This window comes from Bradyrhizobium sp. UFLA06-24 (genome assembly GCF_054967145.1).
This window is the reverse complement of the sequence record NZ_JADFUE010000017.1, coordinates 104,563-129,789: the sequence shown is the minus strand read 5'-3', so window position 1 is coordinate 129,789 and position 25,227 is coordinate 104,563. Positions and strand designations below refer to the sequence as shown.

At 63.9% G+C, this 25,227-nt stretch carries 29 protein-coding genes; 12 read left to right on the top strand and 17 right to left on the bottom strand.

The features are described from left to right. Window positions 1–241: 241 nt before the first annotated feature. The 4 genes from IF809_RS16510 to petA all read right to left on the bottom strand — a co-directional run bounded on the left by IF809_RS16510 (window position 242) and on the right by petA (window position 5,006). Window positions 242–1,426, bottom strand: a complete 1,185-nt coding sequence (locus IF809_RS16510; RefSeq protein ID WP_453992548.1) for a DMP19 family protein — start codon at window positions 1,424–1,426, stop codon at window positions 242–244. 94 nt (window positions 1,427–1,520) lie between these two features. Further along, complete coding sequence (locus IF809_RS16505) at window positions 1,521–2,195, bottom strand: dienelactone hydrolase family protein (protein ID WP_128967853.1); 675 nt, start codon at window positions 2,193–2,195, stop codon at window positions 1,521–1,523. A 146-nt stretch (window positions 2,196–2,341) separates the two neighbouring features. Further along, a complete protein-coding gene (fbcH, locus tag IF809_RS16500; RefSeq protein WP_128967854.1) occupies window positions 2,342–4,414 on the bottom strand; it encodes a cytochrome b/c1 in 2,073 nt (690 codons plus the stop codon). 61 nt (window positions 4,415–4,475) lie between these two features. Continuing rightward, entirely contained in the window at window positions 4,476–5,006 is a 531-nt protein-coding gene (gene petA, locus IF809_RS16495; RefSeq protein WP_092298606.1) for a ubiquinol-cytochrome c reductase iron-sulfur subunit, read from the bottom strand. Window positions 5,007–5,283: 277 nt separating this feature from the next. On the opposite strand from petA, the gene IF809_RS16490 reads away from it, so the two are divergent. The 5 genes from IF809_RS16490 to IF809_RS16470 are packed head-to-tail and all read left to right on the top strand — an operon-like array spanning window position 5,284 to window position 8,408. After that, on the top strand, window positions 5,284–5,742 hold the full coding sequence (locus IF809_RS16490) for a tRNA (cytidine(34)-2'-O)-methyltransferase (protein WP_128967855.1): 459 nt from the start codon (window positions 5,284–5,286) through the stop codon (window positions 5,740–5,742). A gap of 18 nt (window positions 5,743–5,760) precedes the next feature. Further along, on the top strand, window positions 5,761–6,393 hold the full coding sequence (gene queE / locus IF809_RS16485) for a 7-carboxy-7-deazaguanine synthase (protein WP_128967856.1): 633 nt from the start codon (window positions 5,761–5,763) through the stop codon (window positions 6,391–6,393). A 14-nt stretch (window positions 6,394–6,407) separates the two neighbouring features. After that, a complete protein-coding gene (locus tag IF809_RS16480) occupies window positions 6,408–6,773 on the top strand; it encodes a 6-pyruvoyl trahydropterin synthase family protein (protein WP_092298615.1) in 366 nt (121 codons plus the stop codon). Between the two features lie 4 nt (window positions 6,774–6,777). Then, on the top strand, window positions 6,778–7,677 hold the full coding sequence (hemF, locus tag IF809_RS16475) for an oxygen-dependent coproporphyrinogen oxidase (protein ID WP_188637398.1): 900 nt from the start codon (window positions 6,778–6,780) through the stop codon (window positions 7,675–7,677). After that, the gene (locus tag IF809_RS16470) at window positions 7,668–8,408 is read left to right on the top strand and encodes an HAD family hydrolase (RefSeq protein ID WP_128967857.1); all 741 of its coding nucleotides are present in this window, start codon (window positions 7,668–7,670) and stop codon (window positions 8,406–8,408) included. Before hemF ends, IF809_RS16470 begins: the two co-directional genes overlap by 10 nt. Before the next feature lie 147 nt (window positions 8,409–8,555). Here the strand turns inward: IF809_RS16470 and IF809_RS16465 are convergent, their stop codons facing one another. The 3 genes from IF809_RS16465 to IF809_RS16455 are packed head-to-tail and all read right to left on the bottom strand — an operon-like array spanning window position 8,556 to window position 10,963. Next, window positions 8,556–8,750 carry a DUF2783 domain-containing protein gene (locus IF809_RS16465; protein ID WP_128967858.1) on the bottom strand — a complete coding sequence of 65 codons (195 nt, stop codon included), beginning with the start codon at window positions 8,748–8,750 and terminating at the stop codon, window positions 8,556–8,558. Then, on the bottom strand, window positions 8,747–10,396 hold the full coding sequence (locus IF809_RS16460; protein WP_128967859.1) for an FAD-dependent oxidoreductase: 1,650 nt from the start codon (window positions 10,394–10,396) through the stop codon (window positions 8,747–8,749). Before IF809_RS16460 ends, IF809_RS16465 begins: the two co-directional genes overlap by 4 nt. A 24-nt stretch (window positions 10,397–10,420) precedes the next feature. Beyond that, the gene (locus IF809_RS16455; RefSeq protein WP_128967860.1) at window positions 10,421–10,963 is read right to left on the bottom strand and encodes a VOC family protein; all 543 of its coding nucleotides are present in this window, start codon (window positions 10,961–10,963) and stop codon (window positions 10,421–10,423) included. Window positions 10,964–11,086: 123 nt separating this feature from the next. Between IF809_RS16455 and IF809_RS16450 the strand changes: the two genes are divergently transcribed. Further along, a complete protein-coding gene (locus IF809_RS16450) occupies window positions 11,087–11,578 on the top strand; it encodes a MarR family winged helix-turn-helix transcriptional regulator (protein WP_128967862.1) in 492 nt (163 codons plus the stop codon). Window positions 11,579–11,932: 354 nt separating this feature from the next. Here the strand turns inward: IF809_RS16450 and IF809_RS16445 are convergent, their stop codons facing one another. Both IF809_RS16445 and IF809_RS16440 read right to left on the bottom strand, forming a co-directional pair. After that, window positions 11,933–12,742, bottom strand: coding sequence for an outer membrane protein (locus IF809_RS16445; protein ID WP_128967863.1), 810 nt, complete (start codon window positions 12,740–12,742; stop codon window positions 11,933–11,935). A gap of 131 nt (window positions 12,743–12,873) precedes the next feature. Continuing rightward, entirely contained in the window at window positions 12,874–13,092 is a 219-nt protein-coding gene (locus IF809_RS16440) for a hypothetical protein (RefSeq protein ID WP_128967864.1), read from the bottom strand. A 1,103-nt stretch (window positions 13,093–14,195) separates the two neighbouring features. Between IF809_RS16440 and hpaD the strand changes: the two genes are divergently transcribed. Continuing rightward, window positions 14,196–15,041, top strand: coding sequence for a 3,4-dihydroxyphenylacetate 2,3-dioxygenase (gene hpaD / locus IF809_RS16435; protein ID WP_128967865.1), 846 nt, complete (start codon window positions 14,196–14,198; stop codon window positions 15,039–15,041). Window positions 15,042–15,065: 24 nt separating this feature from the next. Here hpaD and IF809_RS16430 read toward each other — a convergent pair whose 3' ends face one another. Continuing rightward, on the bottom strand, window positions 15,066–15,275 hold the full coding sequence (locus IF809_RS16430) for a hypothetical protein (protein ID WP_128967866.1): 210 nt from the start codon (window positions 15,273–15,275) through the stop codon (window positions 15,066–15,068). A gap of 159 nt (window positions 15,276–15,434) precedes the next feature. On the opposite strand from IF809_RS16430, the gene IF809_RS16425 reads away from it, so the two are divergent. The 3 genes from IF809_RS16425 (at window position 15,435) to IF809_RS16415 (ending at window position 17,333) form a co-directional block, all read left to right on the top strand. Then, window positions 15,435–16,166 (top strand): DUF3750 domain-containing protein, encoded by a 732-nt coding sequence (locus IF809_RS16425; protein ID WP_462838010.1) that lies wholly within the window; start codon window positions 15,435–15,437, stop codon window positions 16,164–16,166. 118 nt (window positions 16,167–16,284) lie between these two features. After that, entirely contained in the window at window positions 16,285–16,503 is a 219-nt protein-coding gene (locus tag IF809_RS16420) for a YodC family protein (protein WP_462838009.1), read from the top strand. A gap of 401 nt (window positions 16,504–16,904) precedes the next feature. Continuing rightward, window positions 16,905–17,333 carry a GFA family protein gene (locus tag IF809_RS16415; protein ID WP_128967868.1) on the top strand — a complete coding sequence of 143 codons (429 nt, stop codon included), beginning with the start codon at window positions 16,905–16,907 and terminating at the stop codon, window positions 17,331–17,333. A 9-nt stretch (window positions 17,334–17,342) separates the two neighbouring features. Here IF809_RS16415 and IF809_RS16410 read toward each other — a convergent pair whose 3' ends face one another. Beyond that, window positions 17,343–18,416, bottom strand: coding sequence for a TauD/TfdA family dioxygenase (locus IF809_RS16410; protein ID WP_128967869.1), 1,074 nt, complete (start codon window positions 18,414–18,416; stop codon window positions 17,343–17,345). A gap of 104 nt (window positions 18,417–18,520) precedes the next feature. Continuing rightward, window positions 18,521–20,203 carry a cytochrome b5 domain-containing protein gene (locus tag IF809_RS16405; protein WP_462838008.1) on the bottom strand — a complete coding sequence of 561 codons (1,683 nt, stop codon included), beginning with the start codon at window positions 20,201–20,203 and terminating at the stop codon, window positions 18,521–18,523. 202 nt (window positions 20,204–20,405) lie between these two features. Here IF809_RS16405 and IF809_RS16400 point away from each other — a divergent pair, with 202 nt between their 5' ends. Further along, window positions 20,406–21,092 carry a helix-turn-helix transcriptional regulator gene (locus IF809_RS16400; protein WP_128969445.1) on the top strand — a complete coding sequence of 229 codons (687 nt, stop codon included), beginning with the start codon at window positions 20,406–20,408 and terminating at the stop codon, window positions 21,090–21,092. Window positions 21,093–21,162: 70 nt separating this feature from the next. Then, complete coding sequence (locus IF809_RS16395; RefSeq protein WP_128967871.1) at window positions 21,163–21,534, top strand: VOC family protein; 372 nt, start codon at window positions 21,163–21,165, stop codon at window positions 21,532–21,534. Here IF809_RS16395 and IF809_RS16390 read toward each other — a convergent pair. Genes IF809_RS16390 through IF809_RS16370 form a run of 5 tightly spaced genes read right to left on the bottom strand, consistent with a single transcriptional unit; the run spans window position 21,531 to window position 25,116 of the window. Next, entirely contained in the window at window positions 21,531–22,301 is a 771-nt protein-coding gene (locus IF809_RS16390) for a sulfite exporter TauE/SafE family protein (protein ID WP_128967872.1), read from the bottom strand. The genes IF809_RS16395 and IF809_RS16390 overlap by 4 nt on opposite strands. Beyond that, window positions 22,298–23,551 (bottom strand): CCA tRNA nucleotidyltransferase, encoded by a 1,254-nt coding sequence (locus IF809_RS16385; protein WP_128967873.1) that lies wholly within the window; start codon window positions 23,549–23,551, stop codon window positions 22,298–22,300. Before IF809_RS16385 ends, IF809_RS16390 begins: the two co-directional genes overlap by 4 nt. A 19-nt stretch (window positions 23,552–23,570) precedes the next feature. Continuing rightward, complete coding sequence (locus tag IF809_RS16380) at window positions 23,571–23,834, bottom strand: DUF6111 family protein (protein ID WP_092298672.1); 264 nt, start codon at window positions 23,832–23,834, stop codon at window positions 23,571–23,573. Further along, the gene (locus tag IF809_RS16375) at window positions 23,831–24,502 is read right to left on the bottom strand and encodes a CoA pyrophosphatase (RefSeq protein ID WP_128967874.1); all 672 of its coding nucleotides are present in this window, start codon (window positions 24,500–24,502) and stop codon (window positions 23,831–23,833) included. The genes IF809_RS16380 and IF809_RS16375 overlap by 4 nt, the downstream gene beginning before the upstream one ends. A gap of 2 nt (window positions 24,503–24,504) precedes the next feature. Then, complete coding sequence (locus tag IF809_RS16370; protein ID WP_128967875.1) at window positions 24,505–25,116, bottom strand: DUF1285 domain-containing protein; 612 nt, start codon at window positions 25,114–25,116, stop codon at window positions 24,505–24,507. Between the last annotated feature and the right edge of the window lie 111 nt (window positions 25,117–25,227).

Here is a 25,227-nt window from a genome sequence, read left to right as displayed (position 1 = left end):
TCATGGGGTCCTCTTACGAAACTTGCCGAGGGAACGCCACACAGGACAAACGATCAGGCCGCCGCGCTGTGCTGGCGACCTCAGACGATTTTGGGAAACGAAATCGCACCGGCCACCTCTTAGGAGGTGCGCCACCAACGACGGGATGGGCGGGCTGCGGTGCTCATAGGCGGATACTCACCATGGCGCGGGGGCGACGTCAAGGGCAACCGAATCGTCCGAGATCGCCGAAAGGGGCACGTCACGCTTGGGCCCGCATACTCGCGCCACCAGCGGCCGCCTCGGCGGCATGGCGCTCGATTTCGGCCCGCGTCACCGAGAGAATGGCTTTGCCGTCAGATCCGACGAGATCAGCCCGGTCCCTCAAGGTCGCGACCGTGATGCAGGTCTCTCCGGAGACGGCATACCATACTGCCCCTTCGTCGCTCACCCTCAACGCCGTAATCATCGCCACCGGATCGAGATCCGACTTTCTCAGCAACAGGTCGATGGCCTCGGCCGCCAAATTTTGCTCGGCAATCGTCGAGAAGTTCCGGATCGCGTCGGCTCCGACGACGGACAGCCGCCGCAGATTGGTCGAGGTCTCCGACTTCGCCGGCTCAACCGGCGAAGTGGGGCTGCGCGCGACGAATTCATAGAGCCGGCCACCCGCTTCTTCAAAGACGCACAGCCGCGATCCCTTATCTGTGCCGACGCCAAAGGCCATACACTGCTGGCCCTCCACGACCATCTTACCTCCCGCGCGAACCTCGAGTTTGCACTCAGCCTCCGGCAACACGGCGCCGCATGCCGCAGCGATCGTGATTTGCAGATCGTCAGTCATCTGGAAGCGGATGTCCTCAACGCTTCTCCAAACCCGGCGCGACTGTTGCGGATGAAGTTGCGCTAGCCGTTTGATCTCGGAGGCGTACTCCTCCTGCGGCACGACGCGCAGTTCGGGCCAGCCCGCGATCCATCTGGCCGCGAGCGGGATCATGGACTCCTCCTCTTCTGCCTCGTAAAAACGGTCGTCGAGCGCATCAAGCGCCGGGGCTCGATTATCGAAGCCGCTCTGAACCACAGCTTCGCCGGGATGAGCCTGCACCCAATCGATCATCTCCTGTAATATCTGGTGTTGCGCGCTCGCTCCCATGGCCTTGAGTCCAGCGAGCGCATCGCCGGCTGTCGTCGCAAGCATCTCGATTCCCACGTTGTGAATAAACTGGCTGTGGCCGCCATTGAGAACCTGACCTAAATAGAGATCGGCGTGGTAGGCCTGAATGGCCGCCTCGGGCAGCTCGTTCCTCGTGTAGCTACCGAAATATTGAAGTTCGACGACGCAATTTGCCACAGCGGCAGTGAGGGAGCCGGCCTTTTTCGGGTCCTTGGCCGCTTCGAAGTCGTCGTGACGCACGATAACGGTCCTCAAACGGCCATCTACAATCATCGTGCACCTCCGCAGTCTTTTAGCCACGAGCTACACAACCACATCCTAGGATTGTGTGAAAGGGAGGCGCTCCCGCGCGCGTCGCCATGAAGCCCTACCCCAAATGCTTCCGGAAAAACTCCGTCGCCCGGCCCCAGGCGAGCTCGGCGGCTTCGCGGTCGTGCACGGCCTGGCGCTGCTCATTGACGAAGGCGTGCTCGGCGTCATAGCGGAACAGCTCAAGCGACTTGCCGGCAGCCTTCATGGCCTTCTCGAAGCCGTTGACCAGCTCCGGCGTGCACCAATCGTCCTTGTTGGCGAAATGGGCCTGGAGCGGGATCTTGACGTCGGCGGGCTTGGCGGCCTGCTCCGGCGGGATGCCGTAGAACACGACGCCCGCGGCCAGCTCCGGCACATGCACCGCGCCGATGATAGTGACGGCGCCGCCGAGACAGAAGCCGGTCAGTCCGACCTTGGCGCCGTTGCGCGACAGATATTGCACGGCGCCGCGCACGGTCTGCGTGGTGGCGTCCATGAAATCGAGCGAGTTCATTTCCTTGTTGGCGGAATCCGTGTCGTGATAGGGCACCACCTTGCCCTTGTAGAGATCGGGCGCCAGCGCATCGAAGCCGGCGAGCGCAAAGCGGTCGCAAAGACCCTTGATCTGGTCCGACAGGCCCCACCACTCCTGGATCACGACCACGCCCGGCGCGTTGCCGCGCGCGGCATTGGCGAGATAACCGGAGGCATCCTTGCCGTCCGGGCGCTTGAAAGTGATGGCGGTTCCCATGGTGTCCTCCGGGTGAGTTTCTGAGGGCGGTTGGCGGTATTCTGGCGGCTGCGCGCGCGATAGGCAATCGCGCCGGACAACACACGCGCGTGTCCAATAAAAAAGCCCCCTTACGGAGGCTTTTTCATTCTCGTTTCGCGCGCCGCTCAGTGCGAGTCGGCCCAGACCTTCTTCTTGGTGAAGTACATCAGGAACGCGAAGATGATCAGGAATACGAACACTTGGAGGCCGAGGCGCTTGCGCGCCTCCATGTGCGGCTCGGCGGTCCACATCAGGAACGTGGTGACGTCCTTGGCGTACTGCGCGACCGTCGTCGGCGAACCGTCGTCATAGGTCACCTGGCCGTCGCTGAGGGGCTTCGGCATCTTGATCGCGTGGCCCGGGAAGTACTTGTTGTAGTACGAGCCCTCCGGAATGGTCACGCCTTCCGGCACCTTGTCCTCGAAGCCCTGGAGCACGGCGGCGACATAGTCCGGGCCCTGCTCCTGGTACTGGGTGAAGAAGTCGAAGACGAACCAGGGGAAGCCGCGGCCGTAGGAGCGCGCCTTGGTGATCAGCGACAGATCGGGCGGCGCCGCGCCGCCGTTCGCCGCGCGAGCCGCCTGCTCGTTCGGGAATGGCGAGGGGAAATAGTCGGCCGGCCGACCCGGGCGCTCGAACATATCGCCGGCGTCGTTCGGTCCGTCCTTGATCTTGTAGTCGGAGGCAAAGGCCGCGGCCTGCGCCACCGAGTAACCGGGTCCACCGGCTTCCGCGAGGTTGCGGAACGCGATGTAGGACAGGCCGTGGCAGTTGGAGCAGACCTCCTTGTAGACCTTCAGGCCGCGCTGGAGCGCACCACGGTCATACTTGCCGAAAGGACCCGCGAAGGACCAGCTGTTGGCCGGCGGCTTGGTGCCACCTTCCTCGGCGCGGGCGTTGTCTGCCGAGGCGGCAAATAGCGCGCCTGCCAGGGCCAGCGCGATCGCAGTCGAGACCATCGGCGTCGACCTGCTGCCGGTCTTGGCAAGCACTGCGTCCGAGATCGAGTTCGGCACCGGCCGCGGCTTCTCGATACGCGAGAGCAGCGGCAGCACGATCAGGAAATAGGCGAAGTAGCACACCGTCAGGACCCGGCCGGCGATCACATAGATGCCTTCCGGCGGCTGCGCACCGAGATAGCCGAGCAGGATGCAGACCACCACGAAGATCCAGAAGAACTGCTTGGCCAGCGGGCGGTACTTCGACGAACGCGTCCGTGCGCTGTCGAGCCAGGGCAGGAAGCACAGGATGATGATCGCCGAGAACATCGCGATGACACCGGCGAGCTTGTTCGGGATCGAACGCAGGATCGCGTAGAACGGCAGGTAATACCATTCCGGCACGATGTGCGGCGGCGTCACGCCCGGGTTCGCCGGAATGTAGTTGTCGGCGTCGCCGAGATAGTTCGGCATGTAGAAGATGAACCAGGCGTAGAGCAGCAGGAAGCAGGCGACGCCGAACATGTCCTTGATGGTCGCGTGCGGCGTGAACGGCACGGTGTCCTTTTCCGTCTTCGGCTCGACGCCGTCAGGATTGTTCTGGCCGGCGACGTGCAGCGCCCAGACGTGCAGCACGACCACGCCCGCGATCAGGAACGGCAGCAGATAGTGCAGCGAGAAGAAGCGGTTCAGCGTCGGATTGCCGACCGAATAGCCGCCCCACAACAGCGTCACGATGCTCTCGCCGACATAGGGAATGGCGGAGAACAGGTTGGTGATGACCGTGGCGCCCCAGAAGCTCATCTGGCCCCAGGGGAGCACGTATCCCATGAAGCCCGTTGCCATCATCAGCAGATAGATGATGACACCAAGGATCCAGAGCACCTCGCGCGGCTCCTTGTACGAGCCGTAATAGAGGCCGCGCAGCATGTGGACGTAGACCGCGAAGAAGAACATCGACGCGCCGACCGCATGCATGTTGCGCAGCAGCCAGCCGTAGTTCACGTCACGAACGATCAGCTCGACCGACTTGAAGGCGAGATCGGCATGCGGCGTGTAGTGCATCGCCAGGATCACGCCGGTCAGGATCTGAATCCCCAGCATGAAGGAGAGGATGGCGCCGAAGGTCCACCAATAGTTCAGGTTGCGCGGGGTGGGATAGGCGACGAAGGAAGAGTGCATGAGACCAAAGATCGGCAGGCGCCGCTCGATCCATTGCAGGGCCGGATTGCTCGGCTGGTAGTCGGATGGTCCGCTCATGATGCGATCCTGAGGAAATAAAACGACGAGACGGCGCGAAGCTTCGGACGCGGGTCGAAGCTCAGCCGATCTGGATTTTGGTGTCGGAAACGAAAGTGTACGGCGGCACCGGCAGGTTCGCGGGCGCGGGCCCCTGGCGGATGCGGCCGGACGAATCGTACTGCGAACCATGGCAGGGGCAGAAGAACCCGTCGTAATTGCCTTCATGGGCGATCGGGATGCAGCCGAGATGGGTGCAGATGCCGATCACGACCAGCCACTGATCATGGCCGGACTTCACCCGGGCCTCGTCGGACTGCGGATCGGGCAGGCTCGCCACGGGAACGGCGCGCGCCTCGTCGATCTGCTTCTTGGTGCGGTGGCTGATGTAGATCGGCTTGCCGCGCCAGAACACCTTGATGTCCTGTCCCTCGGCCACCGGGCTGAGATCGACCTCGATCGGCGCACCGGCGGCGATGGTCGAGGCGTCCGGATTCATTTGGGAGATAAAGGGCCAGAGCGCGGCTGCGCCCCCTACTGCTGCGGCCGCCCCCGTTGCAACGAATAAGAAATCACGGCGTGTCGGATGGTCCGCCGAAGACGCTGTCGTCACGATTCCAACCCTTTCTTCTTATGCGACCGGTGGAACCGCTCCAGGAGCCCCCAAGGTCCCCGGAACAGTGCTGCCGGCGCCCGCGGCCCCCCGCGGCGGCAGAACTTCGCTTCCCCGCCAAAACAAGGCGAAAACAGCAGTCCAGAATCGTTCTATTGGCACCCTTGCAGGGCGAGCGCAAGCCCGCTAACGGCGCGGGGGCGTGCAATGCACGAATTCCGCGGCCGGCGATGTTTTATTGAGACATTTCCGGCCTACAACCGCCCCCGTAACGCTCATGCAGATCGCGCTTTTCCAACCCGACATCCCCCAGAACACCGGCACGATTCTCCGGCTCTGCGCCTGCCTTGGCATCGCCGCCCACATCATCGAACCGGCCGGCTTCCCGGTCTCCGACCGGCATTTCCGCCGGGCGGGAATGGATTACCTCGACCATGTCAGCATCGTCAGGCACGATTCCTGGTCGAAATTCGAGGAGTGGCGCAAAGGCCAAGGCTACCGCCTGCTGCTGTTCACCACCAAAGCTGCCACCGACTACCGCGATTTCCATTACCAGACGTCGGACATCCTGCTATTCGGGCGCGAGAGCGCCGGCGTCACCGACGCGGTGGTCGAGGCCGCGGATGCGCGCCTGGTGATCCCGATCGCCGAAGGGTTGCGGTCGCTCAATGTCGCCATGAGCGCGGCGATGGCCGCCGGCGAAGCGCTGCGGCAGGTCCGGAACCTGCACCATTGATATGACGAGGAGAGACCAGTGAGCTACGCGGTCAAGGAAATCTTCCTGACCCTGCAAGGCGAAGGCGCCCATGTCGGACGCGCGTCGGTGTTCTGCCGTTTTGCCGGCTGCAACCTCTGGAGCGGTCGCGAGGTGGACCGCGCCGGCGCGACATGTCAGTTCTGCGACACCGATTTCGTCGGCACCGACGGCACGCTCGGCGGCCGCTATGCCTCGGCCGTGGAACTCGCCGATACCATCGCGGCGCAGTGGACGGCCAAGGCCAACAACCGCTACGTGGTGCTGACCGGTGGCGAGCCGCTGCTCCAGGTCGATGCCGCACTGGTCGAGGCGCTGCGCGCACGCGGCTTCGAGATCGGCGTCGAGACCAACGGCACGATGGCCGCGCCTGATGGCCTCGACTGGATCTGCGTCAGCCCCAAGGGCGGCAGCGAACTCGTGCTGCGGCAGGGGCATGAGCTGAAGCTGGTCTATCCGCAGGCGCTCGCCGCACCGGAAGCTTTCGAGGGCCTCGCCTTCGAGCGCTTCTCGCTGCAGCCGATGGACGGCCCCGACGTCATCGAGAACACCGCGCGCGCGATCGACTATTGCCTGCGCCATCCGCAATGGCGGCTGAGCGTGCAGACGCATAAATCGCTCGGCATCAGATAGGACTGAACGGACAGATGTGGGAATTGACGAAATCGTTCCGCTTCGAGGCGGCGCATACGCTGAAGGGCACGACCTTTGGCGCGGCGAGCGAGGAGATCCACGGCCACTCCTTCCGCGCCGAGGTGACGGTGCGCGGCACGCCGGATCCCGCGACCGGCATGGTGGTCGATCTCGGCCTGCTGCAGCGCGCGATCGAGGAGGTGCGGTTGGGGCTCGACCACAAGTTCCTCAACAAGATCGAGGCGCTCGGCACGCCGACGCTGGAGAACCTGTCGCGCTTCGTCTGGGAGCGGCTGGCGCATATCGGCAAGCTCACTCGCGTCAGCATCCACCGCGACAGTTGCAACGAGAGCTGCACCTATTACGGTCCGCAGGGCTAACGACATGACATCGACATTGGACCCCAACCTGATCGAAGACCGCAAGGCCCGCGCCCGCAACTGGTTCGAGCATCTGCGCGACGATATCTGCGCGAGCTTCGAGCGGCTCGAGGATGAGGCGCCGCAAAGCCTCTATCCCGGCGCGGCGGGCCGCTTCGTCCGCGCGCCCTGGCAGCGCACCGACCATAGCGGCGCAGCGGGCGGCGGCGGCGTGATGTCGATGATGCACGGCCGCCTGTTCGAGAAGGTCGGTGTGCACTGCTCGACCGTGCACGGCGAATTCGCGCCCGAGTTTCGCGCCCAGATTCCGGGCGCCTCGGAAGACCCGCACTTCTGGGCCTCCGGCATCTCGCTGATCGCGCACATGCGCAGTCCGCACGTGCCGGCCGTGCACATGAACACGCGCTTCGTCGTCACCACCAAAGCCTGGTTCGGCGGCGGCGCCGATTTGACGCCGGTGCTCGACCGCAGGCGCACGCAGGAGGATGCGGACACCCTCGCCTTCCACGCGGCGATGAAGCAGGCCTGCGAGCAGAAGAGCGGCGTTGCCGACTACGACAAGTACAAGAAGTGGTGCGACGAGTATTTCTATCTGCCGCACCGGAAAGAGGCGCGCGGCATCGGCGGCATCTTCTACGACTGGCACGACAGCGGCGATTGGGAGGCCGACCTCGCCTTCACGCAGGATGTCGGCCGCGCCTTCCTGAAAATCTATCCTGACATCGTCAGGCGCAATTTCGCGACGAGCTGGACGGCGGAGGACCGCGAGGAGCAACTGATCCGGCGCGGCCGCTATGTCGAGTTCAACCTGCTCTACGACCGCGGCACCATCTTCGGACTCAAGACCGGCGGCAATGTGGATTCGATCCTGTCGTCGATGCCGCCGGAGGTGAAATGGCCATGAGCGTGATCAAGCCGCTGCCCCGCGCCATGCTGATCGACATGGACGACACCATCCTGTCGGCCTACGGCCGGCCCGAGATTGCGTGGAACACGATCGCGGAGGAATTCGCCGAGGAATTCGCGCCGCTGCCACCGGCTCAAGTCGCAACCGCCGTGCTGGCTTATGCGCGAAACTTCTGGGCCAATGCAGAAGCCGCCTGGCGGATGAAGCTGGGCGAGGCGCGGCGGCTGACGGTGCGCGGCGGTTTTGCCACGCTTGCAGCGCAGGGCCATCGCGCCCTGCCCGACGATCTCGCCGATCGCCTCGCCGACCGCTTCACCACCTACCGCGAGGAAGCGATCTTCGTCTTTCCCGGCGCCCATGATGCGATCGACGCCTTCAAGGCGCACGGCGTCAAGCTCGCGCTGGTCACCAATGGCGCCGCCGACATGCAGCGCGCCAAGGTCGAGCGCTTCGAGCTGACCCATCGCTTCGATCACATCCAGATCGAGGGCGAGCACGGTTTCGGCAAGCCCGAGGAGCGCGCCTATCTGCACGCGATGGAGGCGCTCGGCGTCACGCCTGCGGACACCTGGATGATCGGCGACAATCTCGAATGGGAGGTCGTGACGCCGCAGCGCCTCGGCATCTATGCGATCTGGCTCGACGCGCATGGCGAGGGCCTGCCCGAGGGCTCGACCGTCAAGCCGGACCGCATCATCCGCTCGCTCACCGAGCTGGTGCCGGGCTAAATTCCGAAAACAACCCCATGCACAGTAGCCGGCCGCTGCAGAATCAACGGCTTGCCGCAAAACGGACCGCGCCTGCGGATTTTACGAAAAATTCTTGACCCGTCGGGCAAAACAGGCGCATGATGCCATCATCGGGATGCTATCGCTTTAGCCGCCGGCCACGCGCGCGCAGGCGATTGCCTCGGCGAGCACTGTCCGGTCCCCGATGTGATTGGCGAGCAGCAGGATCAGCCGGGCGTTCATGCGTAGCGCCTGCTCCTCATCGAGATCGCGCTGGCTGTTGATCAGCTCGGCGTAGAAATCGTCGGGATCAGCGATGTTCGGTGAAAGGTTGAGCATCATGCCGCAAGCTCCTTCTGGCCGGCGCCGGGTTGAGCGCTGTCCTGCCCGGTGGCGCGCAACATCGCGTCGATGATCTTTGCCTCGTCGAATCCGCTCCAGCGGGCGGCGACATATTGGTCGGGCCGGAACAAATAGGTAGTCCCGGAGGATGCGCCATAGCGCGCGGCAAGCAGGCCGGTCGGATCCTCGATGTCGCGCCCGACACGGATGATCCTCGCTGCAAGAGGACCAATCGCGATCTCGGTCTTGTCGGTGGCGTTGCCGAAGGTCACCACCGTGAAGCCATCGCCGAGGCAACGGAGGAACCACGACGGCTTGTCGGCAATGGCAATCGGCGCATCGGCCGCATTGGTGCCGGGCCGCATCTCGCCGATGACGAGGTCCTCGTCGGGCGTGTTGAGCGCCGAGGTCGCATACGGCGTCGGCACCGACAGGCGGCCGCTGTTGACCAGCGGTCGTGCGAAGCCGTGATGCTGGGCCAGCTCCAGCACGGCGTCGCGGAAATAGCGGCTCACCTTGGTCTTCGGCGTGATGAAGTCGGTGGCGCGGGTCGAGTTCAGGATGTTGTCGTCGGCCGCATAAGCCCGCTCTTCGTGATAGCTGTCGAGCAGCGCTTCCGGCGCTTCGCCGCGTAGCACCATCGCGAGCTTCCAGGCGAGATTGTCGATGTCCTGCACGCCGGTGTTGGCGCCGCGCGCGCCGAACGGCGAGACCTGATGGGCGGCATCTCCGGCAAACAGCACGCGCCCCTGGCGGAAATTGTCGATGCGCCGGCAGGCAAACTGATAGATCGAGACCCATTCGAGTGCGAACTGCGCGTCGTCGCCGAGCATCGCCCGAATGCGCGGGATCACCCGCTCCGGCTGCTTTTCCGCATCGGCATCGGCGCCCCAGCCGAGCTGGAAGTCAATGCGCCAAATGTTGTCCGCCTGCCGGTGCAGCAGCACGGACTGGCCGGGATGGAACGGCGGATCGAACCAGAACCAGCGTTCGGTCGGGAAATCCGCTTTCATGGCGACGTCGGCAATCAGGAAGCGGTCCTGGAAGAACTGCCCCGTGAACTCGGCGCCGACCATCTTGCGCGTATCGGAGTTGGCGCCGTCGCAGGCGATCACCCACTCCGCCTCCATGGTGAAGATGCCATCGGGCGTCTCCACCGCGAGGATCGCATGGTCACCGGGCTGCTTCAGGCTGATCAGGCGGTGCTTCCAGCGCAGGTCGATCAGCGGATTGGCCCTGCACTTGGCGACCAGGATCTCCTCAAGATGATATTGCTGCAGATTGATCATGGCCGGCCATTGGTGATTGGCCTCGGGCAACAGGTCGAACTGGTAGGACAGCTGGTCGCGGAAGAAGACCTTGCCGACCTTCCAGCTCACGCCGCGATCGACCATGGGCGCCGCACAGTCGAGCCGGTCCCATATCTCGAGCGGACGCTTGGCATAGCAGACCGCGCGCGAGCCGATCGAGACGGTGTCGTTGTCGTCGAGCACGACGACGGGCTGGCCGCGCGCCGCGCAATCGAGCGCCGCGGTGAGACCGATGGGACCTGCGCCGATCACGACGATCGGATGCCGCTTCACGATGCCGTCCGCCTGCTCCTTCGAGCGCAGATAGCCGAACTTCGGATAGATGTAGTTCGTCATGTTCGCTGTCCTGCTGACTAGAAGCTAATGGGCGTCCGCGAACTCCTTCTCGTGCATCCAGGCGGTGTGGCGCGGCGGCCGCTTGGTCCGCGACCATTCCTCGACCATCTCATGCGCGACCGATTTCATCCGGTCGATCTGCTCCGGCGTGGCCGTCCAGGCCGCGATCTCCAGGCGATGGCCGCTGGGATCGCGGAAATAGATCGACTTGAAGATGGTGTGATCGGTGACGCCGACGACGTCGAGGCCGGCGGCCTCGGCCCGCGCCTTGGCTTCCTCGAGCTCGGCGAGGTCCTTGACCTGGAAGGCGATGTGCTGGGTCCAGTCCGGCGTGTTGGGATCGCGGCCCATCGGCGGCGAGTTCGGCAGTTCGAAGAAGGCGAGGATGTTGCCGTTTCCAGCATCGAGGAAGATGTGCATGTAGGGATCCGGCGCCTTGGTGGAAGGCACCTTGTCCTCGGCGATGGCGCCGAGCAGATCCATGTTCATGACCTTCTTGTAGAACTCGACCGTGGCCTTGGCATCGACGCAGCGATAGGCGACGTGATGGATCTTCTCGATTTTCATGGCGTTTCGCTCCCTGGATCCGCGATTGTCAATTTCGTAACAGATGTTACTATCTGCTGGATTTGATCTGGATCAAGCGGAGGCGGGAAATTTACAGCCTTCGACACGCGGGTGGACATGGTGATGGCACGTTCGGGCGAGGCGCGGCGCAGGGAAACGGCAGGCCGCGCCACGGCGCAGGCGGCATCCGAGCTCGACCTGCAGCAATATTTTCCGTATCGGCTGGCGCGCCTCGCCGAGCAGGTGTCGCTCGCGGTGGCCGAGGTCTATTCCGAGCGCTTTTCGTTGACGCGGCAGGAATGGCGCGTGCTCGCAATTCTCGGCGCGCATCAGCAGATTGCGACCAAGGAGATCGGTCCGCTCACGACGCTCGACAAGATGCAGGTGAGCCGCGCGGTGCAGGGGTTGGAGACGCGCGGCATCGCGAGCCGCAAACAGCATCCGGACGACCGCCGGGAGTTGATCGTCTCGCTGACATCAGCCGGCCGCGCGCTCTATCGCAAGATCGTCCCCTACGCACGCGAGCGGGAAACGGCGCTGCTGGCGGTGCTCACGGCCGAGGAGGTCGAAGTGCTCGACCGCGCGATGCGCAAGCTGTCGGCGGCTTTGACGTAGGGCATGTCCTCATGAAGCGCCGGCCGAATGATGTCCGGTTCTCCCCGATAGCCGCGCAAACACACAGATTGCCTGACTTCCGGGGTGGGTCAACAGGGGCGGCTCGACTGGCGCCGCGTCACTTCCGGTCTGTATGAGGTTTCCGCACCACCCAAGGGCCGCTCCGAATCCTGCGAAAATCACGAGAAACTCCAACCTGAGCTTGTGCACAATCCACATGAATAAGCTGGCAGGAATGGCAGTAAGGATCGCAATGACGGTGAACTGGACCACCGAAAGAAATTGTCAGCCGCTGGCTAACTGCAGGGCCGGCAGAGTAGCGCCGGCACCTGCAGTTGGAGAGAATCAAAAAGCTCAGAACTTCGCAACGACGGGGCCACCAAACTTGTAGTTTACGCCGACGCGAACGGCATCAAACTCATGATGGAAACGGTAGGTCGCAGTCACACCCGGGGCTGCGGGATCATTCATAGCCACGTCGTTTCGGCCAAGATCGACGTGCAGATATTCACCGCGAACTGTCCAATTCGGTGCAAACGCCCATTCAACACCGGCGCCGGCCGACCAGCCAAAGCGCGTGTCGCTGGAAGAACCGCTGAAGGTGCTTCCTGGAAAGGGAGGAGCGGAAATGCTGGATACGCTGCTCTGAACTCCACCGAAGGCGGCGCCGCCTGTAACATAAAACAGAGCCGTGTTGGCGGCGAAACCGAGGCGAGCGCGAGCTGTACCGAACCAGTCGATATGATCGCGGGCAGTGTTGTTGATCGGCACAATTCCACCGCCGCCCGGGAAAAAGGTCGCGTTTGTCCTACCGATGTCGGCTCCCTGGATGTCGGCCTCCAACCCAAAGACGAACTGATTCATTTGCCAGTTGTACCCGATCTGGCCTCCTCCGAATCCGCCCTGATGCTTGGCGTCGCGATTTGTTGGTACTCCACCAGCGGCAATCGCGGGAGCGAGGAGCGGATCCGACGCGACAAGATCTCCGGTCCCGCTGCTACTGAAGGCCCATCCGCCGTTTACGCCGATGTACAAGCCTGTCCAATTGTAGGCGGCGGCAGCCAATGGCGGCGGCGCTTTGTTATAACGAGCTGCAAGGTCGGCGGCGGAAGCGGCAGAAACCATGGCGGTCGTTGCCAAGAACGTCATTGCAATCTTTTTCACAGCGCGTTTCCCCAAGAGACAATCGCATTATTCATAGCCGCCGTTTCTACTATTGGCTGTAGCGGGGAAGACACACTCCGGATGCGAGCCGCATCCCAGCGCCGAATAGTCAGTTTCACAACACCCGACGCTTAATTTGAAGTGCCAAGCTGCCGAGTGGCCTCTTGGGCTATCTCGCGCGGGTCGTGAGTGCCGGCGGCGTCAATCTCAATCACCTTACGCGCGACAATCTCACAAATCGGATCATTGCGATCCACCAAGTGCAGGGATTTCAGTGTGGCAACGAAAGCCATATTTAGCCGTTCGGCGTCGGCCGGGCAGGCATTCACAATAAGCCGATTGATCGGCATTTTGCCCCCCTAATCTCGTCGTCCGTCCCAAGAGCTCTAGGGACGGTCTCCGCGGGCTACCCAGCTCGCTCCTTCTCACCCAGCGCACAAAATGCTAATCCGAAAAGGGGTCGGGTCAACGTGGGAGGTGAAACGTACAACTACGGATGGGCTAATTGGGCGGGAACAAAGGCCTTCGTGTCGGCTTCTGAGTCTCGCTGGCTTTCCGCCGAGCTGGCGGAGCGGCCCTGGCCATACTCCCCAAGCCCCCCTGCGAGCCAGGGCCGTCTCTCCGCCATAGGAGGAGGCGCCTTACGGTTTCGGCGGGATGCCAGACGACGGGGATGGGCCGCGCGAGCAGCTCATAGGATTTGGTGAGTGCATCTTGCGAGCGACGAAGCATCACCTGGGTCAGCTCGTCTACCGGGCAAAGCAGACCCGATCAGTCCTTCAAACCAAGACTAGAGCAATACGACCAAATATCATTGCTTCTCCAACCCATCTTGATCGCGTCCGAGTGACAATCGGAGTACGTTTTGTATCCGAACACGTTCTTACAGTGCGCGAAAGCTGGCCAGACACCGCCACTGCATCCGGAACCGCTGGCGATAGCTATGTTGTGCCCGCTGGGTGCGGTTCGTCGATCATAAGGATTGGCGGACGCGATCGTTGAGGCAGCGATAGCTAGGCTTAGAGCGAAGACGAACGAAACCCTCATGGCTAATCCCTCAGGTTTGTCGCAACTACCAAGAGCATCTTATCAAACATTCTCGCCAGAGAAACCACAAATCGAGCCGTCGATGCTCGCCCCAGAGTCAAAAGCAAAGAACTAGGGCACATGGGTCAAAAGCGCCGTTTGACGTGCGGTCAGGCACTTCGGTTTACCCCGGACTGCTGAAATCTCGCTGCGACGTGCGAACGGAAACGATCGGCTACAAGCCGTCATGCTCTGGTCAAGCATAGGATGTCTGCTCGACGCCGAAAGCCGACATTGGCGCATGTATTGAGTCCACGCCCTAGCGAGCGATGCCGTCGCCGGCGCGCCGATTTGACCTGAATCAATTGTCGCCGCGATCGCGATCACTACGATCGCCACAACGATAAATCAGGGAAGGGAGAGCTCCGTGGGAGAGATCGTGCTGGCCGCCAAGATCGCGCACGTCCCCTCGATCATGATTTCCGAACGGGAAGGTCCTCTGAAGGGGAAGCGCGCTGCCGCGATTGCGGCGCTGCGCGAGCTCGGCAGGCGGGCGCGCGAGCGGGGCGCCGACACATTCCTGGTGTTCGACACGCACTGGATCTCGAACTTCGGCTGTCACATGAACGCCAATGCGCGTCATCGCGGGGTCTACACCAGCCACGAAGCGCCGCACATGATCCAGAACATGGGTTACGACTATCCGGGCGATCCCGAGCTTGGCGATGCCATCGCGGCGGAGGCCGCCAGGGACGGCCTTCAGGTGCTGGCCCACAAGGTCGAGACCTTGCCGCTCGAATACGGCACCATCGTGCCGATGCACTACATGAACGAACGCGGCTGGGCCCGCGTCCTCTCGGTCGCCGCGCCGATCTTCGCCAGCGTCGAGGAGAACCGCAAATTCGGGGCCGCTTGTGCCAGGGCGATCGCGGCGTCCGGTCGCAAGGTCGCCGTGCTGGCGTCCGGCTCGATGTCGCACAAGCTCGTATCCAACGAGCAGGTCGGCGACGGACAATGGGAACAGGTCGGCAGCGAATTCAACCGGCAGATGGACCTGCGCGTTCTCGACCTCTGGAAGGAGCGGCGCTATGCCGAATTCGTCCGCATGCTTCCGGAATATTCGACCAAGTGCAACGGCGAAGCACTGATGGCGGACACGCACATGATGTTCGGGCTGCTGGGATGGGACGGCTACAAGGGGGAAACCGAACTGCTGTGCCCCTACTTCCCGTCGTCAGGCAGCGGCCAGATCATCGCCGAACACCATCTCTGAAGCAGCTGCGCGGAAGCTCCAGGACTAGCGGCGGCGCGCGATCCAGCGTCCGAGGAGAAACGCGACAAGGAGCGACCTCAAGGGCGCCTTGACCGTCAGCTCGCGCAATTGGTCGGCCAAGCGCAGCGCGGCGTCTCCGGAGACCGGCTTCCGAGCGCGAGCCTGCTCCACCTTGCCGTCGTCATCCGTCAAGCCGGAAGCTTCCGTCATGGCCGAGGCCTCTTTGATATCCATGCGCGTCCTCCAGTCCTGGTGCGGCCAACGGAACAACCGGCTCGCGTGGGCGATGATGTCGTACGGAACCAATGGCCTTCGAGGCGGCTATGGCGGCGGCATTCACGCCACCTATATGTTCGTCGAACCTCCCGCCGTACCGCTCCCTTGAAGAAGCCCTTGCTCGTCTTTCTGTTCCTCCTCTTCGCCCCGCTCGCCGCCTCTGCCGCGAGATATTGGTGGCTGGCCGATGACCGCGGCAATTGGCAGACGGCCGACCGCTCCAGCGCCGGCCTGCTGCAGCCAGCGGCGGCTCATCCCGACGCCGTCATCCGGGTGTTTGCGGCACGCACGGTGAGATGGCGCGGCATCTTTGCCGTTCACAGCTGGATCGTGGTCAAGGAGAAGAATGCGTCGGCCTACACGCGCTACGACTATACGGCGTGGGGCGACCCGATCCGCACCAACGGCTTCGCGCCGGACGGGCGGTGGTTTGGCGCCGGGCCCGAGACGATCGTGGCGCTCGAGGGCGAGCGCGCCGAGGCGCTCATCCCCAAGATCCGGCACGTGATCGAAACCTACAGGTTCCGTGCCTATGGAGATTACAGCGCCTGGCCGGGTCCCAACTCGAACACCTTCGTGCAGGCTGCACTGGATTCCGTTCCCGAGCTGCGCGCCGTCCTTCCCCCGACGGCAATCGGCAAGGACTTCCCGTATACGGGCAAATGGTTCGGCCTGTTGCCGTCAGGCACGGGCGTCTACGCCTCTCTTGCCGGATTTGTCGGCCTCAAGGCCGGCTGGATCGAGGGACTGGAGATCAACTTCTTCGGCGCGGTCCTCGGGGTCGACATCAGGCGTCCCGCGCTCAAGCTGCCCGGGCTCGGACGCTTCGGAATGGCGGCCGGCGTGTAACTTGCGACGGATGAGCTGGCGCACGCGTCCGCTCGCCTCGCCCGAGCGGCCGTGTTCGACCTGTCATGACAAATTGCTAGCTTCGCATGCGGGCCGATCAAACGCGAAAGGACAATCCATGGAATTGAAAGCCGGCGATATCGTCATGCTGAAATCGGGCGGCCAGCCGCTGCCGGTCGCGGAGGTCAAGGACGACGACGTGCTCTGCATCTGGATGGGCATGGAAGGCGACCTCTTCCGCGAGACGCTGCCACTCGCCACCCTCATTCAGGTGGAAGAGGACGATGAGGAGGAAGAAGATGATGATGATGAGGAAGAGGAAGAAGACGACGAGTAGGCTCGGCTAACGTCGCATCCGGGCCAGACCAGCGCGTCCAGCTCCGGCATATCCGATGTCCGCTTCTCCGTCGACGACGGCAAACCAGCGGACATCGTCAACCCGAAGGCAACCATAGGCATTGGACGCGAGCAGCGCACTTCCGGCAAGCATAGATTGCCGCTGTGTTTCCGGATAGGCTCGAGCCTCTGAATGGCAGGGCTAATCGGCAGCAAAATCGTGCTGTTCGATCTTTTCACTGGTCGAGGGCCGTAGCGAGGCGTATTGTGCTTTGTGCCCGCGCTCCCTTGATGCTTTGATCGGGTCGCGCCGCTGATGCCGCCGGTCGCTTTGATTGCGCTCCGGCCCGCGCCTCTCCCCACAATTCAATTTCACCTGACCGGCTCGACGGAGAATCCACCATGGCCGACGCCCAATGCCTTTGCGGTGCTCTCGAGCTCACAGCGCGAGATCAGTCGAAGCTGGTTGCCGCATGCCATTGTTTCGCCTGCCAGAGACGGACCGGCGCGCCATTCGGCGTCGGGGCATTCTACGCGATCGACACTGTCGAGATTTCCGGCGCGGCCACGGAATTCGTCCGCATCGGCGATAGCGGTCGCAAGGTGCGCAGTTATTTTTGCCCCACGTGCGGTTCGACGGTCTACTGGAAGGCGGATGCGCTGCCATCGATGATCGGCGTTGCCGTCGGCGCCTTGGCCGCACCTGACTTCCCGGCGCCCACGTTATCGGTGTTCGAGCAGTCGAAACATCATTGGGTGCATCTGGACGGAGAGGTCGAACATTTTCACGAAGGCGCGATGCGGAAATATTCTGCGGAAGAGCGCATGTGACTTCGACCGTCAGTCCAGCGGAACGTTCAGGCTGGTTCCTTTGACGATGATGCCGCCGCGGTTGCCGACCTCGATCGAGCCATAGCGCTGCCTGAAGCAATCGGGCAGCGGCCGGTCACCTGCCATGCTGAGCCACAAGCGCAGCAAATGACGCTTCCGGCCTGCATCGGGCCAATCGCGGAATCCGGTCCGGTCATGCAGCAGGGCATGATTGTAGACGAACTGCATGTCACCGGGCCGCAGCCGCATGCTGACATGCAGATTGGGATCGTTTGCGAGCGCGTCGAACAGATCGAGCGCCTCGACGCGATCAGGCGTCAGCCTCGGCGCATCGGGGAAGCGCTGCGCGCTGTCGATATATTGGCGCTGATAGAAGCCGGTCAGGAAGCCCGCATGCCAATTCAGCACCGGGATTTCGAGATAGGGCTTCTCGTTCTCCGGCACCTCGCCGCGCCGGTCGGTCGCGATCGGCTCGAACAGGAGAGCGGCAAGGTCGGGACGTCTTGCCTGCATCTCGTTGTAGATGGTCGAGGTGCTGACGAGGAGCGAATCCCCTCCCTCCATCGCCTCGCGAATGCATAACAGGCCGACCACGTCGGACGAATCCGTGTGGAACGTCTGCCGTTCAGACGTCTGATAGATACGTGTGTTCGGGTCCCTCGCATCGGCACCGGTGTCGCGAACGTGGCCGAGAATGTGGCCCGCGGCGTTTTGCGATCGCGCCGATCCCAGATGCGCGCCCACCCCGCAAAAGATCGTCGCCGCGAACTCCTGGCTGTAGTTCTCTACCGGAAGGCCGCGGATGAGTTCGAAACCGAGGCCAGTCAGGAGCCTGGTCTTGAGCTCTTCCAGATGCGCACCGAGCTGCGGAAGCGGGAAGCTCTCTTTTGTGATCTCGGCGATATTCTTGTTCCGACCAAGACAGGACTCAGCCGCATTTTCGAGCTCCGCGATCTCGCTCGCCGTAAGCGACACCAGCCATCGCTCGGGATGGGCCTTCATCTCCGCGCCCAGCCAGGCAGAGGGGATGTCGATCTTCCCTGGAGGGCGATTGCTCCCGCCCGGCGCCGAGATCGGATTCATGGGGTTGCTTCCTGAGGAGATGGGTCGTGGGATGGGAGGAGTGCCAACGATATTGAAGTTTGCGCGCAGCGCAAGCTAACGCCGCGTGGCCTTCGCCCGTCCGGTCATGGCAAGGCGCCTGCAGCCTCGACGAGGTCGCCGATGCAGAAATGAGCCATGTGCGCGACGGCCTCGGCACTGTGGTAGTCGCCGAATTCGGCGGTGGCTTCCTTGCCGGCATACATCCGGGCGATGCCGGCGCCGCCGGGATGATGCGGCGCCCACTCGGTGATGTCGTAGACTCTTCCCCGGATAATGACCCAGCAATCGTCTCTGGTGTTGTGCCGGGCGACCTCGGCGCGCGTGACGGGGCGCGAATTCCTGGCGGGAGCCGCCGGCGTCCACAGCGTGCGGGTGATCGCAGCGTAACTGGCCTTGGCCGCGCGGCGGAAGTCCCAGGGCCCCAATCTCTTGGGCGGCAGCTCGATGCCGATCGTGCGGGCATCGTAGGCATAGATCCAGGAATCGTCCTCGCCGCCACGCTTGTCGTGGGCGAAGGCCGGACTCACCCGCTCGTCGAGCGTCTCCAGCAGCGCCTTCTGCTCGGCGGTGTCCCTCGCCCGCAAGTGATCGAAGGCGAATTTGGAGCCGAGCTGGAAGCGGGTGGCGCGGTAATGCCGCACGCGTTCGTAGTGCAGCAGCGCTGTCGCCACGTCGGTCTTGTGCAGGGCGAAGGCGGAGCCGAGCGCCGCGGCGTCCTCGAAGGACTGCGCGGCGCCCTGGCCGAAGGTGGGAAGCATCGGATGCGCCGCGTCCCCGAGCAGACAGATGCGGCCCTGCACCCAGGTTTCGAGCGCATCGCGATCGTAGAGGCCCCACTTCGTCGGACGAACGATCGCGCCGGCCAGAGCCAGCAGGTCACTTCTGCTGGGGTGCCCGGCGAATGCCTCGCCCACCTCGCGAACGATCTCCTCCCGACCGACTGGAAACCAGTCGCCCTCCTCCTGCTCGAAAGCGGCAGAGTCGGGCTCGTAGCGGGCGATCCACACGTTCAACAACTCGCCGCCGCGCACCCAATACGTCGTCGCCCCGCTCTTGTCGTTGCGATGGCGGTCCATGCTGAAGGAATCGATGGGATTGTTGTCCAGCGCCCTGCCGTCCGCCTTGCGAAGCGCAGCGACCACCGCCCGCGGAATGAGTCCGCGGAAGCATGTCACCTCGGTCCAGCGCCTGGGGCGGGGGTTGGGCCACGCCAGCTGCAACGTGGCGGAGTTGATGCCGTCAGCCCCCACGAGCACCTCTGCCGTGGCGGTCTGGCCATTCGAAAAGGTTGCCGTCACCTCGCCGCCAGTCTGACGCAACTGCGTCAGCCGGCTGTCCATATGCACGGTGATGGGGCATCGCGCGCCGCTGTCAGGACCGAATTCGAACACCCGCTTGTAGAGGCACATCAACAGATCGAGCCGGTGCATGTGATGAAACCCGGCGCCGTCGCCCGCGGCGGTGACATGATCGAACGGCCGCCTGGTCACGCTGCCATCCGCGTTGAACTGCCGCGTCGATTCCAGAATGGCCGCACGGCCGCCGTCGATCGCGCCATCGGGCCCCTTGGGATCGCCGCCATCGAGATCGACGCCGAGCCAGCGACAGATCCGCGCCCCGTTGGGCGGGATGTTCAACCCGGCGCCTGCGGTGCTGGGCACCTTCGTCTGCTCGTAGACATCGACCGATGCGAACACGCCGGACTGCCGCAGCGCCAATGCCGTCATCAGCCCGCCCATTCCTGCGCCGATGATCACTGCCCGCATCCTGTCATCCTCCCGGACTAAGCGAACGCATCGAGTCCAGACTAGCCACGGGCGGACCGGCAATAAAGCGGCTTCTCGCGGAACAGGACGTGTAAGAGGCCCCGATCATCGGCGACAGCAACACGAGTTGCACGGCTTCAGTTTGGGCGAGTTGGCGGCCGATGCTGACAGGATCTGGCAGCATGGCGTGATACGAGCCGGCATGTCGCGCGCTCAACGCCTTCTTGATGTGATCCAGCTCTTGCGCAGCCATCGTCGGCCGGTCGCGGCAGGCCGGCTGGCCGAGGAACTCGGCGTCTCGCTCCGGACGATCTATCGGGACATCGAGACGCTGAAGGGCCAAGGGGCCCATATCGATGGCGAGGCCGGAATCGGCTACGTGCTGCGGCCGGGATTCATGTTGCCGCCTTTGATGTTCTCGGAAGAGGAGATCGAAGCGCTCGTGCTGGGCGGTCGATGGGTTGCGGCACAGCCGGATGAGCCGCTCGGCAAGGCGGCGAGGAACGCACTCGCAAAGATCGCCGCCGTGCTGCCCGATGACCTGCAGCGGAGCCTGGAAACCTCCAGCCTGATGGTCGCTCGCCGTGATCCGGCGGCAGGCGATACCGAATTGCCTGTCATCAGGGCCGCGATCCGCACGGAGCGCAAATTGCGCATCACCTATTGCGACGAACGGGACAATCGCACCCATCGCACGATCTGGCCGATCGCGCTCGGGTTCTTCGATTCCGTACGCATGGTGGCCGCCTGGTGCGAGAACCGTGACGACTTCCGCCATTTCCGCACCGACCGGATCCTGTCGATCACGCTCACGGAGCGGCGCTACCCACGACGCCGCACCGACTTGCTGCAGGAGTGGAAGCAGCAGGAAGGCATGAGTGAGTCCTGATCATGCTGACAGAAACTGTCAGCACCGTCAGTTAAGCGTCGGCCATCGTCAAGCCGAACAGGAGATGCAAATGGCCGATTTCAACCTCGTGGTGCTCTATGTCGCCGACGCGCAAGCGAGCTCCGCCTTCTATCAGACGCTGCTGGGGTGCCCCGTCGCGCAATCATCTCCCAAGTTCGTGGTTCTTCCGCTCGGGAACGGCACCATGCTGGGCCTGTGGCAGCGGGACGCCGTCGTGCCTCCTTCTGCTTCGGAGGCCGGCAGCAGCGAGATCTCGTGGACGGCGCCAGATGCGGAGGCCGTGCGCGCGACCTGTGAGGCGTGGACCACCCGCGGCGTCAGGATCGCGCAGCCGCCGACCGCGATGCCGTTCGGGCACACCTTTGTTGCGCTCGATCCGGACGGGCATCGCCTGCGCGTCCTGGCACCCGCTGCCGTCTAAGCAATCAGCTGCCTCGCCGCCGCCGAGATCATCACCAGCCCGCCGGTGATCACGGCGACGTCGAGGATCGCGGCGTGGATGTGCACCGGCATCCGCTCGACGAAGGCCTTAGCCAGGAACGCGCCGGGGATGGCGATGCCGCCGATCAGGAGTGCGAAGGCGAGCACCTGCGCGGTGACGGCGCCGGCGAGGCCGAACACCGAGATCTTGATCAGGCCGGTGCCGAGCGAAATCATCGCGTCGGTCGCGATCACGGCGGCGCCTTCGAGGCCCGCGGCCATCAGGAGCGAGAGCAGGATCACGCCCGAGCCCGAGGTGCCGCCGACCAGCACGCCGTAGCCGACCGAGCCCGCGGCAAGGCCGGCGTCGCCGATCCTGACCGCGCGCCGCCGCAGCATGCGGCGCAGCGGCACGCTCAGGATCAGCATGGTGCCGATCACGATCGCGGCGCCGGCATTGGTGAGACGGGTGTAACCATAGGCGCCGAGCGCGGTCGTCAGCGCGGCGCAGGCGAGCACGATCAGCGCACGGCGCCGATCGGCGTAGCGGAGATAGGCCACGGCGCGGCTGGAATTGGTGAACAGTGCTGATATCGCGATGATCGGCACCACCGGCTCGGCACCGACCAGCGGCACCAGCACCAGGGGCATCAGGGCGCCGGTGCCGTAACCGGCAAGACCACCGATGATCGAAGCAAACAACGCCATCATCGCGACCAGCAGCAGCTGGAAAATCGAGATGTCGGCGAAGCCTGAGACGATCGTCAATGTTTCTCGCGAGTGGCGCGTGCGGTTGCTTGATCGGCGATGGCGGCGAGTGCGGCTTCCTCTAGTGGAAAATCCGCCGCAAGCCAAGCGTCCTCGGCAAGCGTCAACACGTGTCCGAGCACGGGTCCTTCCGCCAGGCCGCGCGCGATGAAGTCGGCGGCCTTCAGCGGAAATTTCGGCGCAATCCAGCGCTGCGGCAGCTCCGCGAGCGCGCGCCAGCGCGACGAATTCGCGTCGTTGACGCTCCGCGCCCAGGCCAGCAACACGCGATCGTGATAGCGCTCGGGGCCGAGCCGGTAGAGCAGTCGCCGTGCACGCGCCTCGTCCATGGCGGCGAAGCGCCACCAGCGATGGCCCATCGAATCCAGCGCCTTGGTTTCCGCATTGGAGAGCCTGAGGCGCGTGGCAACACGCTTGGCGTCTTCGGTGACGGCCACGGTCAACGCGGCGAGGCGCCGCGTGGGGCTAGCCGGCAGATCGAGCGCGCGCTCGATCGCGATCATCGCGCTCAGCGGCGCGGTATAGGCGACGCCGCCGATCAGGGCTTGCAGCAGGCCGGCATCAGTCATCGCAAGCGCGGCGGCAGATGCGCCTGATGCCACCAGCAGCTTCAGCATCTCCATGCGCACGCGCTCCGCCGAAAGGGCCGCAAGGCCAGCGCGGCCGCGGATGCAGGCGAGGTAGCCGTCGCGATCCGGCTCGCCGGCGCCGAAGGCGGCATGGATGCGGAAGAAGCGCAGGATGCGCAAATAATCCTCGGCGATGCGCTGATCGGGATCGCCGATGAAGCGAACGCGCCGCGCCCTGGCATCGGCGATGCCGCCGACGTAGTCGTAGACCACGCCGCTCGCATCGACCGACAGGCCGTTCATGGTGAAGTCACGCCGCTCGGCGTCCTTCACCCAGTCGCGGCCGAACGCGACCTTGGCCTTGCGGCCGAAGGTTTCGGTGTCCTCGCGCAGCGTCGTGACTTCGTAAGGCGCGCCGTCGATCACCAGCGTGACGGTGCCGTGGTCGATGCCGGTCGGCACGCTCTTGATCCCCGCAGCCTTGGCCCGGCGCACCACCTCGTCCGGCAGCGCCGTGGTCGCGATGTCCAAATCGCCCGGCGGCAGGCCGAGCAGCGCGTTGCGCACGGTACCACCGACGACGCGCGCCTCCTCGCCGTCAGCGTTGAGCAGTTGCAGGACGCGCGCCGTCCCGCCTGCGGTCAGCCAGGGCGCACCAGCAAGTATCGGCTCCGCGCTCATCGTCCGGCCCTTGTCCTTTTCAGCTTTCCCTGCCCGGCACGAGCTTGCCGTTCTCGATATGGGCGGGAATGTAGGTCGAGTTCGGCGCGGCGCCGGAGAAATGCGCAAGGCCAATCAGGCCGGCGATGACGAGCACGAGCGCCACCAGGATCAGGCGCGCGACGACGGTGATCGGCCAGGACGATTGCACGAACAGGCCGGATCGCGTGGCGGCCAGGAACAGCGCATAGACGGCAAAGGGAATGAGGAAGATTCCGATCTCGGTCAGAACCGGCCGGATCATGACGAATAGATCCGCTCATACAGCACACGCAGCATCCCGGCCGTCGCCCCCCAGATGTAACGCTCGGCAAACGGCATGGCATAATAAAACCGCTCCATGCCGCGGAATTCCTTGCTGTGCACCTGGTGATTCACCGGATTCATCAGGAAGGATAGCGGCACTTCGAATGCGTCATCAACCTCGGAATGGTTGATCGTCAGCTGAAAACCCGGCCGCACCCTCGCCACCGTCGGCAGGATGCGGAAGCCGAACGCGGTGCCGTAGAGATCGAGATAGCCGATCGGCTCGACGAACTCTCTGGACAGCCCGACCTCTTCCTCGGCCTCGCGCAGCGCGGCGTCGAGCGGCGAGGAATCGGTCGCGTCGATCTTGCCGCCGGGAAAGGCGATCTGACCGGCGTGATCGTTGAGATGGGCCGAGCGCTGCGTCAGCAGGATGGTCGGCTCGGGATGATCGACCACCGCGATCAGGACCGCGGCGGGACGCACCGGCTGCTCGCGCGCGACGATCTCGAGCATCTTGTCGGTGCCGGGATCGCCGGACGCCGGGATGATGTTGGGATCGTAGAGGCCGGGCGGAACGTCGAAGCCTAGCTTCGCCTTCGAGCGGGCGAAGAAATCCGCGGCCGCCATCGCGACCGGCTCGCTCGTCAGGATAGGCTTGTTCAAATTCAAAGCGCGGCCCTCACCTGCTCCGCATCGGCCATGGGAAAGAATTCGCCCGATGATTCGACGCCGAACATCGGCTGGCCATCGACCATCCGCTCCTCGCCCATGTCAACAAGATCGTAATAGAGCGCGCGGGTGACCTTGGCCCAGAGGTCGGCGCGCACATGCAAGTACGGCGTCAGCCCGCCGTCCGCCGCCTGCTCGAAGCGCAGCCGGTGCGCGGCATCGCAGGTGACCCAATCGTCGACATTGGTGCGGAAGCTGAGCACGCGCTGGTTGCCCTCGCCGTGCTTCAGCATCTCGACCGCCATGAACGGCGCGTCGTCGACGCGGATGCCGACCTTCTCCACCGGCGTGACGAGGAAATGCTTGTCGCCCTCGCGCTTGAGGATGGTCGAGAACAGGCGGACCAGCGCGTGGCGGCCGATTGGCGTGCCCATGTAGAACCAAGTACCATCGGACGCGATTCGGATGTCGAGATCGCCGCAGAACGGCGGATTCCACAGGTGGACCGGAGGCAGGCCTTTTTTGGCGCCTTCGGCCTTGGCAGCACTTTGGGCGGCGGCAGTCAGCCCTTCAAGACCGCGATCGGCGCTCTGCCCTTGGTTCGCCATGGTTTGCCCTGACTTTGTCATTTGGCACGATTGGTGCAGGTCTACGTTGTACGTAACTATACGGTTCCACCCCGGGTAAGTCCGGTGTGGAGGTCTCCACTTCGTGATGCC

Bases quoted from the DNA above. Each gene is read 5' to 3' on its own strand.
- IF809_RS16430 (WP_128967866.1), bottom strand. From the start codon at position 15,275: ATGGATATCAAAGAGGCCTCGGCCATGACGGAAGCTTCCGGCTTGACG.
- hemF (WP_188637398.1), top strand. From the start codon at position 6,778: ATGACATCGACATTGGACCCCAACCTGATCGAAGACCGCAAGGCCCGC.
- IF809_RS16440 (WP_128967864.1), bottom strand. From the start codon at position 13,092: ATGCCGATCAATCGGCTTATTGTGAATGCCTGCCCGGCCGACGCCGAA.
- IF809_RS16410 (WP_128967869.1), bottom strand. From the start codon at position 18,416: ATGAATCCGATCTCGGCGCCGGGCGGGAGCAATCGCCCTCCAGGGAAG.
- IF809_RS16465 (WP_128967858.1), bottom strand. From the start codon at position 8,750: ATGATGCTCAACCTTTCACCGAACATCGCTGATCCCGACGATTTCTAC.
- IF809_RS16470 (WP_128967857.1), top strand. From the start codon at position 7,668: ATGGCCATGAGCGTGATCAAGCCGCTGCCCCGCGCCATGCTGATCGAC.
- IF809_RS16370 (WP_128967875.1), bottom strand. From the start codon at position 25,116: ATGGCGAACCAAGGGCAGAGCGCCGATCGCGGTCTTGAAGGGCTGACT.
- IF809_RS16420 (WP_462838009.1), top strand. From the start codon at position 16,285: ATGGAATTGAAAGCCGGCGATATCGTCATGCTGAAATCGGGCGGCCAG.
- IF809_RS16510 (WP_453992548.1), bottom strand. From the start codon at position 1,426: ATGATTGTAGATGGCCGTTTGAGGACCGTTATCGTGCGTCACGACGAC.
- IF809_RS16490 (WP_128967855.1), top strand. From the start codon at position 5,284: ATGCAGATCGCGCTTTTCCAACCCGACATCCCCCAGAACACCGGCACG.
- fbcH (WP_128967854.1), bottom strand. From the start codon at position 4,414: ATGAGCGGACCATCCGACTACCAGCCGAGCAATCCGGCCCTGCAATGG.
- IF809_RS16415 (WP_128967868.1), top strand. From the start codon at position 16,905: ATGGCCGACGCCCAATGCCTTTGCGGTGCTCTCGAGCTCACAGCGCGA.
- IF809_RS16480 (WP_092298615.1), top strand. From the start codon at position 6,408: ATGTGGGAATTGACGAAATCGTTCCGCTTCGAGGCGGCGCATACGCTG.
- IF809_RS16505 (WP_128967853.1), bottom strand. From the start codon at position 2,195: ATGGGAACCGCCATCACTTTCAAGCGCCCGGACGGCAAGGATGCCTCC.
- IF809_RS16380 (WP_092298672.1), bottom strand. From the start codon at position 23,834: ATGATCCGGCCGGTTCTGACCGAGATCGGAATCTTCCTCATTCCCTTT.
- IF809_RS16395 (WP_128967871.1), top strand. From the start codon at position 21,163: ATGGCCGATTTCAACCTCGTGGTGCTCTATGTCGCCGACGCGCAAGCG.
- IF809_RS16455 (WP_128967860.1), bottom strand. From the start codon at position 10,963: ATGAAAATCGAGAAGATCCATCACGTCGCCTATCGCTGCGTCGATGCC.
- IF809_RS16450 (WP_128967862.1), top strand. From the start codon at position 11,087: ATGGCACGTTCGGGCGAGGCGCGGCGCAGGGAAACGGCAGGCCGCGCC.
- IF809_RS16405 (WP_462838008.1), bottom strand. From the start codon at position 20,203: ATGCGGGCAGTGATCATCGGCGCAGGAATGGGCGGGCTGATGACGGCA.
- IF809_RS16385 (WP_128967873.1), bottom strand. From the start codon at position 23,551: ATGAGCGCGGAGCCGATACTTGCTGGTGCGCCCTGGCTGACCGCAGGC.
- IF809_RS16400 (WP_128969445.1), top strand. From the start codon at position 20,406: ATGTCGCGCGCTCAACGCCTTCTTGATGTGATCCAGCTCTTGCGCAGC.
- IF809_RS16460 (WP_128967859.1), bottom strand. From the start codon at position 10,396: ATGACGAACTACATCTATCCGAAGTTCGGCTATCTGCGCTCGAAGGAG.